General features: G+C 69.0%; 14 protein-coding genes. 6 read left to right on the top strand and 8 right to left on the bottom strand.

Features of this window, described 5'->3' with window-relative positions:
- Positions 1 to 20: 20 nt before the first annotated feature.
- From BDK92_RS17015 to BDK92_RS17000, 4 genes are all read right to left on the bottom strand, one after another.
- Positions 21 to 1,205 carry a serine hydrolase domain-containing protein gene (locus tag BDK92_RS17015; RefSeq protein ID WP_121157596.1) on the bottom strand — a complete coding sequence of 395 codons (1,185 nt, stop codon included), beginning with the start codon at positions 1,203 to 1,205 and terminating at the stop codon, positions 21 to 23.
- 145 nt (positions 1,206 to 1,350) lie between these two features.
- Positions 1,351 to 1,929, bottom strand: a complete 579-nt coding sequence (locus BDK92_RS17010) for an LURP-one-related family protein (protein ID WP_121157595.1) — start codon at positions 1,927 to 1,929, stop codon at positions 1,351 to 1,353.
- A gap of 42 nt (positions 1,930 to 1,971) precedes the next feature.
- Positions 1,972 to 3,186: an acyl-CoA dehydrogenase family protein gene (locus BDK92_RS17005; RefSeq protein ID WP_121157594.1), complete on the bottom strand. Its 1,215-nt coding sequence runs from the start codon at positions 3,184 to 3,186 to the stop codon at positions 1,972 to 1,974.
- Between the two features lie 31 nt (positions 3,187 to 3,217).
- Positions 3,218 to 3,670, bottom strand: coding sequence for an SCP2 sterol-binding domain-containing protein (locus BDK92_RS17000; RefSeq protein ID WP_121157593.1), 453 nt, complete (start codon positions 3,668 to 3,670; stop codon positions 3,218 to 3,220).
- A gap of 72 nt (positions 3,671 to 3,742) precedes the next feature.
- On the opposite strand from BDK92_RS17000, the gene BDK92_RS16995 reads away from it, so the two are divergent.
- Positions 3,743 to 4,360, top strand: coding sequence for a TetR/AcrR family transcriptional regulator (locus BDK92_RS16995; RefSeq protein ID WP_211349257.1), 618 nt, complete (start codon positions 3,743 to 3,745; stop codon positions 4,358 to 4,360).
- 71 nt (positions 4,361 to 4,431) lie between these two features.
- On the opposite strand, the gene BDK92_RS16990 is transcribed toward BDK92_RS16995, so the two are convergent.
- Entirely contained in the window at positions 4,432 to 5,355 is a 924-nt protein-coding gene (locus BDK92_RS16990) for a MaoC/PaaZ C-terminal domain-containing protein (RefSeq protein ID WP_246017535.1), read from the bottom strand.
- 296 nt (positions 5,356 to 5,651) lie between these two features.
- A complete protein-coding gene (locus BDK92_RS16985) occupies positions 5,652 to 7,049 on the bottom strand; it encodes a 3-oxoacyl-ACP reductase (RefSeq protein ID WP_121157591.1) in 1,398 nt (465 codons plus the stop codon).
- Positions 7,050 to 7,106: 57 nt separating this feature from the next.
- Here BDK92_RS16985 and BDK92_RS16980 point away from each other — a divergent pair, with 57 nt between their 5' ends.
- From BDK92_RS16980 to BDK92_RS16970, 3 genes are all read left to right on the top strand, one after another.
- Positions 7,107 to 8,429 (top strand): acetyl-CoA C-acetyltransferase, encoded by a 1,323-nt coding sequence (locus tag BDK92_RS16980; RefSeq protein ID WP_121157590.1) that lies wholly within the window; start codon positions 7,107 to 7,109, stop codon positions 8,427 to 8,429.
- 209 nt (positions 8,430 to 8,638) lie between these two features.
- Positions 8,639 to 9,481 (top strand): oxidoreductase, encoded by an 843-nt coding sequence (locus tag BDK92_RS16975; protein WP_121157589.1) that lies wholly within the window; start codon positions 8,639 to 8,641, stop codon positions 9,479 to 9,481.
- A 79-nt stretch (positions 9,482 to 9,560) separates the two neighbouring features.
- Entirely contained in the window at positions 9,561 to 9,977 is a 417-nt protein-coding gene (locus tag BDK92_RS16970; protein WP_170208603.1) for an ester cyclase, read from the top strand.
- Between the two features lie 187 nt (positions 9,978 to 10,164).
- On the opposite strand, the gene BDK92_RS16965 is transcribed toward BDK92_RS16970, so the two are convergent.
- The gene (locus BDK92_RS16965; RefSeq protein ID WP_121157587.1) at positions 10,165 to 11,169 is read right to left on the bottom strand and encodes a zinc-dependent alcohol dehydrogenase family protein; all 1,005 of its coding nucleotides are present in this window, start codon (positions 11,167 to 11,169) and stop codon (positions 10,165 to 10,167) included.
- 128 nt (positions 11,170 to 11,297) lie between these two features.
- Between BDK92_RS16965 and BDK92_RS16960 the strand changes: the two genes are divergently transcribed.
- Positions 11,298 to 11,870 carry a CGNR zinc finger domain-containing protein gene (locus BDK92_RS16960; RefSeq protein WP_121157586.1) on the top strand — a complete coding sequence of 191 codons (573 nt, stop codon included), beginning with the start codon at positions 11,298 to 11,300 and terminating at the stop codon, positions 11,868 to 11,870.
- Positions 11,871 to 11,925: 55 nt separating this feature from the next.
- Here the strand turns inward: BDK92_RS16960 and BDK92_RS16955 are convergent, their stop codons facing one another.
- Positions 11,926 to 14,202 carry a serine/threonine protein kinase gene (locus tag BDK92_RS16955; protein ID WP_170208602.1) on the bottom strand — a complete coding sequence of 759 codons (2,277 nt, stop codon included), beginning with the start codon at positions 14,200 to 14,202 and terminating at the stop codon, positions 11,926 to 11,928.
- Positions 14,203 to 14,553: 351 nt separating this feature from the next.
- On the opposite strand from BDK92_RS16955, the gene htpG reads away from it, so the two are divergent.
- Positions 14,554 to 16,479 (top strand): molecular chaperone HtpG, encoded by a 1,926-nt coding sequence (gene htpG / locus BDK92_RS16950; RefSeq protein WP_121157585.1) that lies wholly within the window; start codon positions 14,554 to 14,556, stop codon positions 16,477 to 16,479.
- The last annotated feature ends 129 nt before the right edge of the window (positions 16,480 to 16,608 follow it).

Genomic DNA, 16,608 nt, shown 5'->3' with positions numbered 1-16,608 from the left:
CAAGGCGGGCATTCGGAGGGTCAGCGCAACGCCAGGGCGGCCCCGATGATCGCTCCGCTGACCCCGGTCTGCTCGTCACCCTTGGCGTCGGTGGAGGTGATCGAGAAGGCGGCCCGGAAGCTACCGTCCCGGCTGGCGGCGATGGCGCTGGAGTAGCCGTACCGGGAACCGCTCTTGACCCAGATCACCTCGTTCTCGGACAGCCTGAACGCGGTCAGGCCGACGCTGTACACCGCCGGCTTGCCGTCGAGGTCGTCCACCTGCGGCACGGTGAACATCTCGTCGAGTTGGGCGGCCGGGAGCAGCCGTCCGCCGAACAGTGCGGCGCCGAAGCGGTCGAGGTCGACCAGGGTGGAGATGATGTCACCGGCGGCCGGGGTGATCGACTGGTTCCAGTTGGTCACGTCCACCAGTTCGGTCTGCCCGTTCCGGCTGACGGTCTGGTAGCCGTGGGCGTGCGGGCCGCGGATGGTCGGGTCGTTTCCGGGTACGGAGGTGTCCCGCAGCCCGAGCGGCCCGAAGATCCGGTCCTGCATCTCCCGCGCGTACGGGTGCCCGGTGACCTTCTCGATCAGCATGCCGGCCACGATGTAACCCATGTTCGTGTACTGCTGTTTCGAGCCCGGGGGCGTGAACACCGGCTCGTTGCGCAGCGCCTCGCGGACGATCCGTTCCTGCGTCCAGTGGTCGTACCGGTGGTCGATCGCCCACTCGATGTCGTCCGGCTGCTTCGGACTCGGCAGTCCGCTGGTGTGGTTCAGCAGCTGCCGTACGGTCAGCCGGTCGTAGTCGGCGGTCAGCAGGCCGGGCAGGTAGCGGCGTACCGGGGCGTCCAGGTCCACCCGGCGCTCGGCGGCGAGTTGCAGGACGACGGTGGCGGTGAAGACCTTGGTGACGCTGCCGATCCGGAACCGGGCGTCGGGTGGCACCGGTGATCCGGTCCGGAGGTCCCCGACGCCGTTGGCGCCGGTCCAGCAGCCGGCCGGGGTGGTCAGCCGGACCTGGGCGCTGGTCGCCTCGGTGGTCGGCAGGTCGGCGATGGCAGCCCGCAGCCCGGTGCCGTCGAGGGTGCCGGCCGGGCAGGTGGCGGGCGGATGTCCGGCGGTCCTCGAAGCGGACGCGAGAGCCGGGCCCGAGATGCCGACGGCGAGGGTCGTACCGAGCAGGAGCGCGAGGGCGCCGGTTTGGCTCTTGGCGAATCTCATGCGATCCACTCTTTCGGCCGGCGACCCGCGCTACATCCGGGTCACGACCCCCGGCTTCCCCGGATCGGCCGCCTTACGGGTGGCACAGCGGGCCGTCCGCATTGGATGTCCGGTGCGGACGGCCCGTCGGGGGTGTGCTGGTCGATCAGCGGCTCTGGAGCGCGTCCAGGCCAACCGCCATGGCGATCACCAGACGGCGGTCGAGCTGCGGGTTCTGCACCTCGATGACGTACCTGTCACGCAGGCCCCACTTCTTGACCACCGAGAACGCCGGCTGGTCGCCGATCAGGAAGTCGAAGTGGTACGGCAGCCAGCTCAGCGAGTCGACGAAGCGGCGCAGCAGCGCCACCGGCAGGCTCCGCTCCTGGCCACGGGCGGCACCGAGACCGGGCTGCTCGACGATCCAGGTCGAGCGGAGCAGCGACGCCTTGAAGTCCTTGCGGAACAGGCCGATGCCGTTGCCGGCGGCGTCGGTGATGTCGTACGTCGCACCGAGGTCGATCGCCTGCCGTGCCTTGAAGCCGAGCACCGCCTGCTGCTTGGTGTCGTCGGTGTAGAGGGTGACCTGTTCCTTGAAAGCCATCCGCTTCTGCTGGGCGAAGGCGAGCATGTCGCCCTCGGACCCGTCCGGCGCGACCGCGCGCACCTCGTACTGGTTCACCATCATGCGCAGCCGCTGCCGCACGTAGAACTGCCGCTGGCCCTGGAGTTGATCGATGGTCATCTGACTATCCTCGTTCTTGCCGAATAGGGATATTGAGGGCAGTCAGCGGATCGACGATCCGGAGATGGCCCGGGCGATGACCATACGCTGTATCTCCGACGTTCCCTCGAATATCGTGTAGATCTTGGCGTCCCGATACCACCGTTCCACCGGATGATCACGGAGGAAACCGGCGCCGCCGAGAATCTGCACCGCCTTTTCGGTGACCGACACGGCCACCTCACCGGCCTTGAGCTTCGCCATCGAGCCCTCACCGGCGAGGAACGGGCGGTTGTTTCGACCCATCCACGCGGCCCGCCAGACCAGCAGTCGGGCGGCGTCGATCTCCATCCGCATGTCGGCCAGGGCAAATGCGACCGCCTGGTGTTCCACGATCGGACGGCCGAACTGGACCCGCTCCCGGGCGTAGCCGAGGGCGTACTCGTAGGCGGCGCGGGCGATGCCGAGCGCCTGTGCGCCGACCGTCGGCCGGGACAGCTCGAACGTACGCATCGCCGCCTGGCCGCTCGACCGTTGACCGGTCCGGGCCCGGTCGAGTCGAGCCAGCAGCCGTTCCCGTCCACCGAGCAGACAGCGGCCGGGTACCCGTACGTCGTCGAGGAAGACGTCGGCGGTGTGCGACGCGCGTAGCCCGAGCTTGCGTAGCTTGCGGGTCGCGTGCAGCCCGACGGTCCCCGGCGGTACGACAAAGGCGGCCTGTCCCCGGGCGCCGAGGCTCGGCTCGACCGTCGCCGTCACCACGTGCACGCCGGCGATTCCACCGTTGGTCGCGTACGCCTTCTGACCGCTGAGGACCCACTCGTCGGTGGCTTCGTCGTAGCGGGCCCGGGTGCGGATCGCGGCGACGTCGGAGCCGGCCTCGGGCTCGGTGCTGCAGAACGCGGCGACCGCGGGTTCGTCGACCGAGCCGTAACACTGGGGCACCCATTCGACGAGTTGCTCGGGGGTGCCGGTGCCGTAGATGGCGGCGACGGCGAGGGAGGTGCCGAAGATGCCGAGGCCGATGCCGGCGTCACCCCAGAAGAGTTCCTCGCTGGCGATCGGCAGGCTCAGTCCGGTCGGGTCGGCCCAGCAGTTGGCGACGAACTCGTAGCCGTAGAGCCCGACCTTGGCCGCTTCCTGGATGACCGGCCACGGGGTTTCCTCGCGGGCGTCCCACTCGGCCGCGGCCGGGCGCACGACCTCCTTGGCGAAGCCGTGCACCCAGTCACGCAGATCGCGCTGTTCCTCGTTGAGGTCGAGCGAGAACTCGGTCATGCCAGTGCCCGATCCCGTCCCGACATCCTGATCAGGCCTTGGGAATGTTGAACAGGTCGGCGATCTTCGAGGCCAGGGCCAGGTCGCCCTTTGCCTTCAGCTTGCCGGTCATGAACATCATCACCGGGTTGGCGCCGCCCGTAACGACCTTGAGGAACTCGACCGGGCCGAGGGTGAGGGCGAGCTTCGGGTCGTGTGCCGGGGAGCCATTGACCGTGCAGGCGCCGTCGGCGATGACGACCTCGTACGTGTCGACGCCCCCGTCGGCCCGCTCGGAGATGTTCCAGTGGATGACCGTGTTCGTCGCACCGGCACGGTCGGCCCGGAACAGCGTCGGCATCCGGTTGAAGATCTCGTCCAGGATCATGCCCCGCTGGTCGCTCTTCATGAGCGCGGCGATCTCGGCGTCCGGAGTGGACTTCACGAGCTGGGCGAACTGCTTCGGATCCAGGGACGTGAACTTGGCCGGGTCGAAGTCGGTCATGGGTTGCACCTTCCGGTGGAGACTGCGGTTACTGGGGCGTAACCCTACGCACGAGTAGGTATGCTCGCAAGGATGTCCAGCACCCCCACCTTCAAGCGATTGCCTCGGGCCGTACGCGAGCAGCAGATGCTCGACGCTGCCGTCAAGGTCTTCTCCCGGCGCGGCTACCACGCCGCCAGCATGGACGAAATCGCCGAGGACGCGGGCATCTCGAAGCCGATGGTCTACGCCTACCTCGGCACCAAGGAAACGCTCTTCATCGCCTGCCTGCACCGGGAGGGCACCCGGATGATGGAGGCGATCGTGGGGGCGGTCAGCGCGGAACTTCCGCCGGACGAGCAACTCCGGCGCGGGCTGCGGGCCTTCTTCGGATTTGTCGGCGCACACCGCGACGGCTGGACGGTCCTCTACCGGCAGGCGCGAAGTGAGCAGCCGTTCGCCGGTGAACTGGCCGACATGCGAACCCGGGTGGTCGAGGTGGTTGCCACGCTCCTGCGCCGCAACCTGCCCGTACCGGCGGAGGGTTCCCGAGAGGTACGCGAGACGGACCTGGAGGTCATGGCGTACGCCCTGGTCGGTGCCACCGAATCGCTCGCCGACTGGCTCAGCGACCACCCCTCGGAGGACCCCGAACGGCTCGCCACCCGCCTGATGAACGCCACCTGGCCCTGGCACCCACCTTCGAAGTAAGGAAGGGCCCCTTGTTATCGCTTTCTGTATAACAAGGGGCCCTTCCTAACGCCCGCAGGGTGTGAGTTGGGTCAGCGGAGGGTGCCGGTCAGGTGCGGGCGACCGGAGTCCACGTCGTGCAGCGCGAAGTCCCAGGCCGGGGTGGCGCTGAAGGCGAGCGTGCCGGGCAGCGGGACCGGCAGCTTGAACGCCACCTCCACCGTGTACGCCTCCGGCAACCGCCCCTCCAGGGCGGCCAGGCAACGGGCCTTGCTCCACATCCCATGCGCGATCGGGCGCGGGTAGCCGAGCAGCCGCGCCCCGAGGCGGGAGGTGTGGATCGGGTTCCGGTCGCCGGAGACACGGGTGTAGGCCGTACCCACGCGTGGGCTGACCCGCCAGCGGCCGGTGGTGGCCGGCGGTTCCGGCCGGTCACCCGGCTCGTGCCGGTCACCCTCCGTCGGCTTCGGCTCCCTACGCAGGTACGTCGCCACGCCACTCCAGACCGGCTCGCCGCCGACCGAGGCGGTGGTCAGCACCTCGAACTGCTGCCCGCGTCGGTGTGGCCGTAGCTCGGCCGTACGCACCGACAGGTCGAGCGGCTCACTCGCGTCGATCGGCCGGTGCAGCGTGATCCGGTTGGCGATGTGCACCAGGCCGAGCAGCGGGAACGGGAACTCCGCCGAGGTCATCAGCCGCATCGCCAGCGGGAAGGCGAGCACGTGCGGGTACGTCGCCGGCAGGGTGTCGCTGAGCCGGAACCCGCACACCCGGTCGTACGCGGCCAGGTGTCCCCTGTCGACGGTCAGGCCGCGCAGCCGCAACTCCGTCGCGGGCAGGGTCGGCGCCACCTCGGGCGGTGGCAGCGTCGGCCCGGACGGAGTCGGCCTGCTCGACCGGCGGCGTCCGGGCAGCAGTGCGACGATCGCCCGCCGGTAGAGCGCGCCGGTCGCCGGCATCCGGCTCAGCTCGACCACGCCGCCGGTCACCGCCGGGCTGCTCGCGCCGCCCGCCACCGCCGGGTTGTCCACCTCGACCGTGGCGTCGTCGGTCGACCCGGCCCACCAGGGGATGTCGTCCTCGACCGGGAGGGTGAGCGGGACGGTCTCGTCCGGGCTGGGGATCCGGACCGTGTCGTCCGCTGTCGGGAGGGTGAGCCGGACGGTGTCGTCCGCTGTCGGGAGGGTGAGCCGGACGGTGTCGTCCGCGCTGGCTTGTGTCAACTCGATCGTCTCGTCCCCGTTCGAGTTGGGGATCCGGACCGTGTCGTCCTCGGCCCGCCGGCCGGTGGCGGAGCCATCGGAGTTGGACATCATGCTCCCAGCAGGCTCTGGCCGCAGACGCGGACGATGTTGCCGGTGACTCCGGCGGAGGTGGGGGCGGCGAACCAGGCGATGGTCTCGGCCACGTCGACCGGGAGCCCGCCCTGCGCCAAACTGTTCAACCGGCGGCCGGCCTCACGCAGCCCGATCGGCATCCGCGCCGTCAACCGGGTCTCGATGAAACCGGGCGCGACCGCGTTGACGGTGATGCCGCGGTCGGCGAGGACCGGGGTCATCGACTGCACCAGCCCGATCACGCCGGCCTTCGCGGTGGCGTAGTTGGTCTGTCCCCGGTTGCCGGCGATCCCCGCGATCGAGGAGACACTGATCAGCCGGCCGCCGGCCGGGATCAGGTCGCGGTAGAGCAGGAGGTCGTTGATCCGTTCCTGACTCGACAGGTTCACCGCGAGCACCGAGTCCCAACCTGCGGCGTCCATCCGAGCGATGGTCCGGTCCCGGGTGATGCCGGCGTTGTGGACCACGATGTCGACCCGGCCGTAGCGGTCGCCGAGCTGGTCGGCGAGGCGGACCGGCGCGTCGGGCGCGGTCAGGTCGAGCTGTACGGCGCTGCCCCGGATGTCGTTCGCCACGTTCGCGAGCAGGTCCCCGACGGCCGGTACGTCCAGCGCGACGACGTGCGCGCCGTCCCGGGCGAGCACCTGGGCGACCGCCGTACCGATTCCCCGGGCGGCTCCGGTGACGAGTGCGACCTTGCCGGCGAGCGGACGGTCCCAGTCGATCCGCTCCCGGTCGCCGTGGTCGCCGACGCCGGGGTCGGTGATCCGGATCACCTGTCCGGAGACGTACGCGGATCGGCCGGAGAGCAGGAACCGCAGGGTGGACTCGATCGCCGTCTCGGCGCCCCGGTGCACGTAGACGAGTTGGGCGGTGATGCCGCGCCGGAACTCCTTGCCGATGCTGCGGGTCAGTCCCTCCAGGGCCCGCTGGGCGGTGGCCTCGCGCGGGGCGTCGCACGCCTCCGGTGGGGTGCCGAGGACGATCACCCGGCCGGAGGAGCGGACCGACCGGGCGTACGCGTGGAAGAAGTCGTAGAGCGACCGGAGCCCGGTGGAGTCGGTGATCCCGGACGCGTCGTAGATCAGTGCCGCTGGTCGTACGCCGGTTTCCGCCGCCGATGCCGTCGTCGCGGTGGACTCCGTCGCGGTCACCGTCGTCGGGTCGGCGAGTGCGACACCGGCGGCGGCGAGCAGCTTGGTGACTGGCTCGCGCAGCCGTCCACCCGGGGCCGAGTCGAGCAGCACTGGCCCGGGTAGGAGAGGATCGCCGGGGCGGTACCGGCGCAGTCGAGGTGGATCGGGCAGGCCGAGTCGCTTGACGAGGGCGCGGCCTGCCCCGGAGTTCGCGAAGCTCGCGTACCTGTCACTCATAGGCGTAGCCTACTGGCGAGTAGGTTAGGCGCAAGCCCTGAACGAGGAGGCGGGATCGTGGAGACCGTACGTCGCGTCGCGGTGGTCGGGGGTAATCGGATCCCGTTCGCCCGTTCCAACGGCCGGTACGCCGATGCCTCCAACCAGGACATGCTCACCACCGCGCTCGATGGACTGGTGGCCCGGTTCGGGCTGGCCGGCCAGCGGCTCGGCGAGGTGGTCGCCGGGGCGGTGCTCAAGCATCCCCGGGACTTCAACCTGACCCGGGAGGTGGTGCTCGGTTCCCGGCTCGACCCCCGGACGCCCGCGTACGACATCCAGCAGGCGTGTGGCACCGGGCTGGAGGCGACGATCCTGGTCGCCAACAAGATCGCACTGGGGCAGATCGACGCCGGTGTCGCGGGTGGAGTGGACACCACCTCGGACGCGCCGCTCGCGGTCAACGAGGAGTTCCGCCGCACCCTGTTGAAGATCAGTGCCTCCCGTACGCTGACCGCCCGGTTGCGGGCCGCGACCCGGCTCCGGCCGCACCAGCCGTTCCTGCCGGAGACGCCGCGTAACGCCGAACCTCGTACCGGACTGTCGATGGGGGAGCACGCCGCGATCACCGCGCGTCAGTGGGGCATCGACCGACACTCCCAGGACGTTCTGACGCTCGCCTCGCACCAGCGGCTCGCCGCCGCGTACGAGCGTGGCTTCTTCGACGACCTGGTCACCCCGTACCTCGGGCTGACCCGGGACCAGAACCTGCGGCCGGACACCTCGATGGAGAAGCTCGCCGCGTTGCGACCGGTCTTCGGTACGCGGGGAGCGGGCCAGGCGGAAGCCACCATGACCGCCGGCAACTCCTCGCCGCTCACCGATGGTGCCTCGACCGTGCTGCTCGCCTCCGAGGAGTGGGCCGCCGACCACCACCTTCCGGTGCTGGCGTACCTCACCTTCTCGGAGGTCGCCGCGGTCGATTTCGTGCACGGCGACGAGGGGCTGCTGATGGCCCCGGTGTACGCGGTGCCCCGGATGCTCGCCCGAGCCGGGCTGAGCCTGACCGACTTCGACTACTACGAGATCCACGAGGCGTTCGCGTCGCAGGTGCTCGCGACCCTCGCTGCCTGGGAGTCGGCCGAGTTCTGCAAGGAGCGGTTGGGGCTCGACGGCCCGCTCGGCACGATCGACCGGTCGAAGCTGAACGTGAACGGCTCCTCGCTCGCCGCCGGGCACCCGTTCGCCGCGACCGGCGGGCGGATCGTCGCCACCCTGGCGAAGCTGCTTGCCGAGGACGCCCGCGAGTCGGCCGGTGGCAGGGCGGCGCGCCCCCGTCGTGGCCTCATCTCCATCTGCGCTTCCGGCGGCCAGGGCGTCGTGGCCATCCTCGAACGCTGAACCGTTCCGCTTCCGCCGGCACCTCCCTCATCGGCCTGACCTCGCGGTCCGTTGCTCTGGCGTCTCAGGGCGGGCGGTCCAACGTAGAACTTGAAATGGTCTAGCCAACAAAGACCTTTACGGTCGGGGTCGACCCATGCTAGAACAGTAAGGGTCAAGATGCCGTAGTCACTTACTGGGGGTGTCCTCCTCCAGGGAATGGAAGATCGATGAGTGTCTGGTTCATTACCGGCGCGTCCCGTGGTTTCGGTGCGCACCTCACTGGCGAGGTGCTGAGCCGAGGTCACCAGGTGGTCGCCACCGCTCGTAATCCGGAGGTGGTGAGCGCGGCATTCCCGCACGCGGGTGCCAATCTCCTGACGGTGGCGCTGGACGTCACCGACGAACGCCAGGCCGTCGAAGCGGTACGGGCGGCGGTCGACCGGTTCGGTCGGATCGACGTGCTGGTCAACAACGCGGGCTCGGGGCTGCTCGGCGCGGTGGAGGAGTCGAGCGCCGCCGAGGTCCGCGAGCAGTACGACATCAACGTCTTCGGCCTGCTGGCCGTCGTACGGGCGGTCGTACCGGAAATGCGCCGCCAGCGCGCCGGACACATCGTGAACATCAGTTCGCTACTCGGGATCATCGGGTTGCACGGCTACGGCGTGTACGGCTCGACGAAGTTCGCTGTGGAGGGTCTCACCGACGCGCTGCACGCCGAACTCGCCCCGTTCGGGGTCGGGGTCACGGCCGTGGAGCTCGGTTACTTCCGTACCGACTTCATCAAGGAGAGCAGCCTGCGCCATACGGCGAATCCGCTGGACGCCTACGCCACCGGACCGGTGGAGCAGATGCGGCAGCTCACCGCGGCGTTCGTGCAGCCCGGCGACCCGGCCAAGGCCGCCAGTGCGCTCGTCGACGTGGTCGAGTCGGGCCGGGCGCCGGTAAGGCTGCCGCTGGGGCGGGACGCGATCCAGAACATCGAGGCCAAGATCGCCAGCCTGCGGCAGGATCTCGCCGATTGGCGTGAGTTGGCCGAGAAGACCGATCACGACGATGTCCAGGCGGCCTGAACGCCCGCCCAGCAACCCCTTTCCGTGCCGGGCGACCGACCCCGGACCCGTGCCCAACCTGAGCGTCAGGAGTGACTCGATGAGCAGAGAGTCCACCAATACCGATGTCCTGCGTCGATTCGTCGCCGCCTTCAACGACCGTGACCCGGAGGCGTACGACGCGCTCGTCGCCACCGATGTTGTCGACCACCACCTCCCGCCGGGGTTGCCGGCTGGGCGCGAAGGGGTCAGGACGTTCGTGTCCGGACTCTGGGAGACGTTCGACGCCAGAATCACCGTCGACGAGATGGTTGCGTCGGGAGACCTGATTGCCTGCCGGTGGACGTTCGCCGGCACGCACATCGGGGAGTTCGCCGGAATCGCGGGCTCCGGACGATCGTTCTCCATCCCGATCATGACCTTCGATCGGTTCGTCGACGGCCGGATCGCCGAGCGCTGGGAGGCGTTCGACAGCGCCGAACTGCTTCGACAGCTCAGTCCCGTACCGGTGGCCTGATCCAAAGCCGCTTGGCCGGTCAGCTGACTTCAGCTGACCGGCCAAGCGGCGTTGGCGTTTGCCCAACCAACGTTGACTGTCGGGGTCATCCAGGAAGTGGACCGGGTCCGAGATCTACGGCAGGCACGCCAGCAGACCCGCCCGGCGGCGTCGAGCCGGCCGGGCGGGTCTGCTGGTGCGGGCGATGTCAGGCGGTCTGCCGGTCCGGGGTGAAGAGGACCTTGCCGGAACGCTCCTGCTGCCCGGCGTGGGCGAGGGCCTCGCGGTACTGGTCCAGCCGGTAGGTCGCCTCCACCGCGGCACCGATCGCACCCTCCGCGACGAGGTCGGCCAACTCGTTGTAGATCCGCTCCAGCTCGGGGCGGGGGGTGTCCCGGATCCAGTTGAGGATGAAGAAGGCGCGGAGCGAGATCCCCCGGTAGATCAGGTCACCGAGCGGCATGACCGGCGACTGGCCGGTGACCGCGGAGAAGGTGACCACGCTGCCGCCGGCCTCGACCGAACGGATCAGCTCACCGACCTGCTCCGGGCCGCCGGCGCCCTCGAACAGTAGACGGAGCTGCTTGCCGCCCAGGGCTTCGGCGACCCGATCGCCGAGGTCCGCTCCCTCGATGACAACAAGGTCGGCGCCGAGTTCGCGGACCCGCTTGGCGGCCTCCTCGCGACGTACGACGGCGAGGGTCCTGATGCCGCGCCGCTTGGCGAGGGCGATGACGTACTGGCCGACACCGGAGTTGGCCAGGTTCAGCCCGATCCAGTCGCCGGGCTTCAGGTCGGCGTAGTCGTTGAGCAGGGCGTACGCCGTGGCCGGATTGACCGGAAGCATGGCGAGTTGCAGCGGGTCGGCCTTTTCCGTCACCGCGATGACGTTCCGTGCCGGTACGACCACCTTGTCCGCCCAGGTGCCCTGGACGAAGGTTGGCAGGATGATCACCCGACGGCCGACCAGATTCGGGTCAGCGGCGCCGCCCGCCTGTAGCACCCGTCCGGTTCCCTCGGCGCCGAGCGCGTTCGGGACCTGCGGGTAGACGCCGAACCAGCCGAGCGTGAAGAGCAGGTCGGCGGGGTTGACCGGGGCGGCGTCGACCGCGACGAGGACGTCCTCCGCGCCGACGGTCAGGTTCGAGTCCTGGTCGAGCTGCACGGTCTCGTTCGGGTCGCCGCCGACGGCGGTGAGGAAGAGGTGGCTCATGGGTCGTGCTCCTTGGCGGATGGCGGCGTAAGCGGCTAGAAAGTTTTGCCGCTTACGGTTGTAGCACGCTTGACCGGAACCTGTAAAGGTCTTTGGGACTTAGACCATTTCTGCGTACGCTGTTGGGCATGGGTACGCACGAGTCGTCAGAAGCGAAGGAGCCGAAGGTGCCGGCCCGGGCTGCGGGGATCGTGGCTCTGCTCAACACGCGACCGCACGCCACGCCGACGCTGCCGGACACGCTCGACAACCCGGCGACAGCGGCCGAGGTGCTCGCACCGTTCGGTCAGCCGGCCGGAGTGCCGCTGACGCCCGGCCAACTCGACCAGATCCGCGCGGTACGTACCGATCTCATGACGGTCATCGACGCGGCCGACCCGGAGCACGCGGAGCGGGGTTGGACAAACCTCAGCGCGGACGCCGCCGACGCCACCTTCCGGCAGGTCTTCTCGGCGCGGGGTGAGGCCCGGCTGGAGCAGGTGGCCGGCGACCAGATCATCGGCCGGATCGCCCTGGACGTCGCGGAACTCGTCCGCGACAACACCTGGTCCCGCATCCGTGCCTGTGCCAACGAACAGTGCCGCCACGTGTTCTACGACACGACCCGAAGCCGGACGCAACGCTGGGACTCCTACGAGACCTGCGGCAACCGGGTGAACGTGGCCGCGCACCGGGCCCGGGGCAACAGGCCGCGCGGCTGACGTAAGCCCGCCAACGGCGGTCCGCCCGCACCGCGCGGGCCGACCGCCGCTGCGGTCAGACCCGCTTCCACTTCTGGTGAAGCGCCCCGTTGTTGCAGGTGAACTGCTGGAGTACGCCCCCGTTGTCGTTGACCATGTCCTGTACGTCCAGGCACTTGCCGCTGCCGACGTTGACCAGTTGCTGCTGAGCGTTCAGGGTGAACCGCTGCGCCGCTCCGCCGGTGCAGGTGGCCCACTGGATGACGGCCGCGTTCTCCCGGGAACCGTTCGCGACCTCCATGCACCTGTCCAGCAGCCTGACGGTGCCGTCGGCGGGGAAGCTCCAGCTCTGGTTCCGGTCACCGCGGGCGCCACAGTCCCAGATCCGCAGCCGAACCGGGCTGACCGAGACCGGGTTGCTGATGTCGAGGCACCGGTTGCTCGCCACCCCGACGAGTTGGTAGCGCGGCAGGTTGGGTGTGGTGCTCGGCTTGACCGACGGATCGACCCTCGGTTTGGTGCTCTCGGGGGTAGCGGTCGGGGTGGACGTCGGCGCCGGCCGGAAGCCGGTGACGATGCGTTGGAACGCCGACTCGCTCGCCTTCCAGCCGGAATCCGGCGTGGCCCAGAAAATCGTGTACCCCTGCTGTTTCCCCGTGATGACGTCGCGCTGGCGTACGTGGATCACGTCTTTGGTGTTGGTCCGGTAGGTCCACTCCCAGTCGGCCGCGCCCAGGTAGTAGTCCGCCGAGGCGAGCGCGATCCGCTGATAACCCTGGAACTGCCCGTCGGTGGGTCGGCTCCGCTCACGGCTGGTCAACTCCGCCAGCGGGTCGGGCTTCGGGCTGGTGGTCGGGGTGATCGCGAGAAGTCGTTGACCGGTCGGTTCCCGGAACTCGACCCTGGCGCCCTCCCGTTGGATTCGCCATCCGTTCGGCACGGGCACGGTGAACCCGGCGCTGTCCCGGTGGCTGGACCAGGTGAGGGCGGGCAGCGGGCCGCCGGTCGCGGCAGGCGTCGACCCGGGTGACGTCGGGGGCGTGACCTGATCGGTGCCGGCCGCGCCCGGTTCGGAGGAGTCGCTGCTCATCGCCGCCGATTGTTCGCGATTGACCAGCGGTACGGCGACCGCGATGCCGAGCAGGACGACCGCCGCGAGGGCGCCGACCAGCCAGACTCGCCGCGCGTTGCGGATCCGGGTGGCGGGCGTGACCTCCTCGGCGTTCCATCCAGCCTCGGCCTCGGCCCCGGTGTCAGCGTCCGGACCGGCACCGCTGTCAGCGGTCGTCCCGAAGCCGCCGGGCCAGCCACCGCTCTCCGTCGATCCGGCGCTGTCGGCTCGTCCGGTGTCACCGCTCCAACCCGTGTCGGTCGCTTCGACGGCGGGGGGAGCGGCGGTGGCGGACTCCTCGTCCCGACCCGGAGTGGGCGACTGCGACAACCCGGGCGCCATGACAAAGGAGAGCGCCGGCCGTGGGCGCTGCCGGCCGTACTCGGGCTCGGTCCAACCGACCTTCGGCGGCTCGTTCGGGGGTTCCTGGAGAATGTCTCGCAGCAGCCGTTCGGTGGACTCGACGTCCATGCGTTCGACCGGGTCCTTGCGGAGCAGACCTTCCAGCACCGGGGCCAGTGGCCCGGCGCGTTCGGCGACCGGTGGCGGTTCGGTGGCGAGCGCGGTGAGGCTCATCAGACTGGACGGCCGGGCGTACGGCGAGCGGCCCTCGACGGCGGCGAACAGGGTGGCGCCGAGCGACCAGAGGTCCCCCTCGACGCCCACGATGCCCGACATGGCCCGCTCCGGCGCGACGTACGCGGGTGAACCGAGCACCACGCCGCTGAGCGTCAGGTTCGTGTCCTCGACGGCGGTGGCCAGTCCGAAGTCGGTGAGCACGATCCGGCCGTCGTCGGCGAGCAGGATGTTGGCCGGTTTCACGTCGCGGTGCATGATTCCGGACTGGTGGGCCGCGCGGAGCGCGCCGAGCACGCCCAGTCCGATCTTGGCCGCCCGGATGGGTGAGAGCGGCCCTTCCGTGTTGATCGCTGCGTCCAGCGACCGGGAGGGGATGTACTCCATCACGATCCACGGTTCGCCGTCGCTGGTCAGGACATCGAAGACCTGGACAGCGTTGGGGTGGCTGAGTCGTGCGATCGCGCGCGCCTCGCGTAGGGAACGCTCGCGCAGTTCCGCCCGCGCCTGGTCGGTCAGGCCGGGCGGGGGAACGATTTCCTTCACCGCCACGTCGCGCTGAAGCATCTCGTCACGGGCTCGCCAGACCCGACCCATGCCGCCCTGACCAATTCGCTCCACCAGAACGTACCGATCAGTAATGTGGCGTGGTAGCTTCTCACCCATTCCGCAGACGTTACCTGCCGCTTTGATCGGTCGATCTTGGCAGGCAATGCCACATTTAATTGTGGTTGGGTCGTCACGCTTTGCAGCGGCAAACTCCCGGGCGTATTACCCCGCATTGCTGAGAATCCGAAAAATCCAGCTATCGCGGTGAAGGCGCTTTCGCTTCGGGGGCCCGGATCGTTGTCCCCGAACGGGGAGTTGCGCGGTCCGGACCCGGGGGTCGGGCGTACGTCCCCGAGGCGGGCGCGTCTCCGTCGCTGGCCACTGTCGGGGCCCTCGCGTCGGTAGTGGAGATCACCCGTGGAGGTCGTACGATCCGTCCAGATGGTCCGTCAGTGGAAGTGAGGTTCCATGAGTACCGGGGTCGAAACGCTCGAGTTCCAGGCAGAGGCGCGCCAGCTCTTGCAGTTGATGATCCACTCGATTTATTCGAACAAGGACATCTTTCTGCGCGAGCTGATCTCCAACGCTTCGGACGCATTGGACAAACTGCGACTGGAATCGTTGGTCGACAAGGATCTACCGGCCGACACGACCGACCTGCACATCGAGATCGAGGTCGATCGCGAGCAGCGCACGCTGACCGTACGTGACAACGGCATCGGGATGTCCCGGGACGAGGTCGTGGGGCTGATCGGCACGATCGCGAAGTCCGGCACCGCCGAGCTGCTGCGGCAGCTGAAGGAGTCGAAGGACGCGGCCGCCTCGCAGGATCTGATCGGGCAGTTCGGCGTCGGCTTCTACTCGACCTTCATGGTGGCCGACAACGTCACGTTGGTCAGCCGACGTGCCGGTGAGCAGACCGCCACCCGGTGGGAGTCCACCGGCTCCGGGACGTACACCATCGAGTCGGTGGACGAGGCGCCCCAGGGCACGGCCGTCACGGTGCACCTCAAGCCGGAGGACGCCGAGGACCAGCTCTTCGACTACACCGCCGAGTGGAAGATCCGGGAACTGGTCAAGCGTTACTCCGACTTCATCGCCTGGCCGATCCGGATGACGGTCGAGCGGCCGGCGGTCGAGGGCGAGCCCGACGGGGCGACGGAGACCGAGGTCACGACGCTCAACTCGATGAAGGCGCTCTGGGCGCGACCGCGTACCGAGGTCGCTGACGAGGAGTACAAGGAGTTCTACCGGCACATCAGCCGTGACTGGAACGACCCGCTCGAGATCATCCACATGAAGGGCGAGGGGACCTTCGAGTACGAGGCCCTGCTCTTCATCCCGTCCCAGGCCCCCTTCGACCTGTTCACCCGGGACGCCAAGCTCGGCATTCAGCTGTACGTCAAGCGCGTGTTCATCATGGACGACTGCCAGGCGCTGATGCCGGAGTACCTGCGTTTCGTCAAGGGTGTCGTGGACGCGCAGGACCTCTCGCTGAACATCTCCCGGGAGATCCTCCAGCAGGACCGCCAGATCCAGCTGATGCGCCGTCGGCTGGTCAAGAAGGTGCTGTCGACGGTGAAGGACCTGATGGCCTCCGACGCCGACCGGTACCGCACCTTCTGGCAGGAGTTCGGCCGGGCGGTCAAGGAGGGGCTGCTGAACGACTTCGACAACCAGCGCGCCATCCTCGACATCTCCTCCTTCGCCTCCACCCGGGATGCGGAGCAGTTGGTCACCCTCGCCCAGTACGTGGAGCGGATGAAGGAGGGGCAGTCGGACATCTACTACATGACCGGCGAGTCCCGCTCGATGATTGAGAACTCGCCGCACATGGAGGCGTTCAACGCCAAGGGCTACGAGGTGCTGCTGCTGACCGATCCGGTCGACGAGATGTGGGTCGAGGCGGTTCGCGAGTTCGACGGCAAGCAGTTGCGCTCGATCGCCAAGGGGCAGGTCGACCTCGACGCCGAGCAGGAGAAGGAGGAGGACGAGCCGGAGCGCGCACAGCAGAAGGAGGAGTTCGCTCCGCTGCTGTCGTGGCTTTCGGCCCAGTTGGCGGAGCAGGTGAAGGAGGTCCGGCTCTCGTCCCGCCTCACCACCTCGCCGGCGGTGCTGGTCGGCGACGCGCAGGACATGACGCCGACGTTGGAGCGGATGTACCGCGCGATGGGGCACGAGGTGCCGCAGATCAAGCGGGTCCTCGAACTCAACCCGACGCATCCGCTGGTGAGCGGGCTGCGTAAGGCCCATGAGCAGCGCGCCGACGAGCCGGCGGTCGCCGAGACCGCCGAACTCCTCTACGGGACCGCACTGCTCGCCGAGGGCGGCGAACTCGCCGACCCGGCCCGGTTCGCCCGCCTCCTCGCCGACCGGCTGGCCCGTACCCTCTAGATCCCCTGATTTGTCGATCATGAAGTTGGCGCGGATTCCAGCCCCGGGATCCGCGCCAACTTCATGATCAACCGCGTTCGACGGCGACGGCCGCCGCTGCCGGTGGCCTGGGTCGGGGTGGCGACCGGC

Origin of the sequence: Micromonospora pisi (assembly GCF_003633685.1) — a bacterium.
Taxonomy (GTDB): domain Bacteria; phylum Actinomycetota; class Actinomycetes; order Mycobacteriales; family Micromonosporaceae; genus Micromonospora_G; species Micromonospora_G pisi.
The sequence above is the reverse complement of the archived record's forward strand: the minus strand, read 5'-3'. Positions and strand labels throughout refer to the sequence as shown.